This is a genomic window from Oenococcus oeni DSM 20252 = AWRIB129, from assembly GCF_000372485.1.
Classification (GTDB): domain Bacteria; phylum Bacillota; class Bacilli; order Lactobacillales; family Lactobacillaceae; genus Oenococcus; species Oenococcus oeni.
Map to the genome: position 1 here is coordinate 1 of NZ_AQVA01000026.1, position 2,161 is coordinate 2,161.

Annotated in this window: 3 protein-coding genes; all 3 read left to right on the top strand. The window is 31.7% G+C overall.

Annotated elements, in window-relative coordinates:
- Window positions 1–299: 299 nt before the first annotated feature.
- From A3G9_RS1000000110605 to A3G9_RS1000000110615, 3 genes are read left to right on the top strand one after another with little or no spacing between them, the layout of a single operon-like run.
- The gene (locus A3G9_RS1000000110605) at window positions 300–1,148 is read left to right on the top strand and encodes an LTA synthase family protein (RefSeq protein WP_248637485.1); all 849 of its coding nucleotides are present in this window, start codon (window positions 300–302) and stop codon (window positions 1,146–1,148) included.
- 25 nt (window positions 1,149–1,173) lie between these two features.
- On the top strand, window positions 1,174–1,782 hold the full coding sequence (locus tag A3G9_RS1000000110610; protein WP_018025317.1) for a sulfatase-like hydrolase/transferase: 609 nt from the start codon (window positions 1,174–1,176) through the stop codon (window positions 1,780–1,782).
- Window positions 1,748–2,068, top strand: coding sequence for a hypothetical protein (locus A3G9_RS1000000110615; protein WP_018025318.1), 321 nt, complete (start codon window positions 1,748–1,750; stop codon window positions 2,066–2,068). The genes A3G9_RS1000000110610 and A3G9_RS1000000110615 overlap by 35 nt, the downstream gene beginning before the upstream one ends.
- The last annotated feature ends 93 nt before the right edge of the window (window positions 2,069–2,161 follow it).

Consider the following 2,161-nt stretch of genomic DNA (forward strand, 5'->3'; position numbering starts at 1 on the left):
AACGCCGCAACTAATAAAACAACAAAAAAGATCTCCCACACGAGGAGATCTCCAAAGGATAGAAACTATCCTTCAACACCATTTGACAAACTTCCGGAAAATTTAGGGACTCAAAATTTAATAAAACTTTTGGGAAAGTTTTCAGCAAGATAAATAATTTTAAGTCCAAACGAAATTCGTCGATGAATTCTGGCTTGTCGATCAGTAGATGGATTTTCTATCCATTTGCACTTTTTTTGTCAGCTATACTAGATATTTGTTTTATTCAGTTTGAAATTCAGATCAATACAAGCCAAACTTTGGTACAAAAAGTCCAGACTGTTTCTAATTTTTTAATAAATGCTTTTATCCCAGGAAGTCAGAATCATCAAGCGATTTTGAACATTATTTTCGTTATTGCTCTCTTTGCTTTTCTTCTTGCTATAACTAATCGTTTTTGGTTGGCTTTAATTATAAACAATGTCGTTTTTATAATTTTCGGAATTGCTGATAATCTAAAAATCGTATATAGAGACGAATCAATTTTACCTTCGGATTTATCCCAATTATCAAGCCCTACCGAACTGGTTAGTTTTATTGGTATGACGCCTGTTCAACTTTTTTTAATTTTACTTGCGATCATTTTTATAATTATATTTATTTATTTTGCCTTCAGATATTTTGATTCTAGAATAAAATTCACTAAGTGGTACATTCGAATTATTTTATTAATTTTTTCTATTTTGATTTTTATTTCTGCTGGAAATTTATATACCCCTGGAACAGTACCTTACAAAATCGCTACCAAACTCAGTGATAATCCAGTTCCTTGGGATGTAAACGAAGATCAGAGAAATAACGGAGCTGTCTATTCTTTTATGCGTTTTTTCGATAATAAAGTAATGACAACTCCAAAAGGATATTCGCGAGCAGCTATCGAGAAATTAGATGAGAAATATACAAAAATCGCTGATAAAATAAATAAAACTCGAAAAAGTTATATAAACAAGCAAACAGTTATCTACGTCCTTAGCGAAAGTTTTTCTGATCCTACTCGTGTGCCAGGATCTCACGTTACTCCTGATCCGATGCCTAACATTAGAAAAATTAAGAATGAAACTACTTCTGGTTTAATGCTCAGCTCGGGATACGGGGGGCGGAACTGCTAATCTTGAATATCAAGCTCTTACTGGCATGTCACTTACTAATTTTTTGCCAACTCTTACATCGCCTTATGTGCAATTGGCAGCTTCAGCAAAGTATCTGCCCAATGTCAGCAACTATTGGTCTATAAAGAATGCTATTCATCCTTATTTCCCGGTTACCTATGATAGATCAGCTGTATATAAGAATATGGGCTTTCAGAAGTTTTATACTCTGTATAGTCCTAAAATAAAATATACCAAACGTATTGGTAATAGTCCCTATATTAGTGATCTTTCTGCATATAAGAATGTTTTATGGGTATTAAAAAAACATAAAAAATCACAGTTTATTCAAATGCCAACGATGCAGAATCATATGAGTTATAATAATTGGTACAAAAAATATACTTTTAAAATTTCTTCAACCTATAATCGAAGTTCTTGGGAAAGCGGAGTTGTTAAGACTTATGTTCAAGGTGTTAGTTATACCGATAATTCAACTAAGTGGTTTATTAAAAAAATAAATAAAATTAAAAAACCTATTACTATCGTGTGGTATGGAGATCATTTACCTGGGATTTATGATAGCGAGATATCTAATCCTAATAATATGCTCTCTTTGCATGAAACCGAATTATTTTCAAGCATTATTAGCTGAGCATACGAATTCAAAAGTATCTCCTTTTTTGGCTCTTATGACAGAATTGAGAGAACAAATACCGGCATCTTCGAATGCTTTAGCTAAGACAGGGACGGCTATGTGGTCTCCGGAAAATAATCAAGGAAATATTTATCTTAATTCAAATGGTAAACAAATTAAATATAGTCAACTTACATCTAAACAAAAGAGCCTACTTAAAGACTACAAAATGATTCAATGTGATATAACGAAAGGAAATCATTATGTGAAGAATGATGGTTTTATGAAAGTACCAAGTAAATAGGTAAAGAATAATTTCGTAATTTTTATTAAAAAAATTTTTCATAATCAGACTTTCTAATTTTAGCCCAAATCTTCCCGGTTAGGTTTTTGTTAA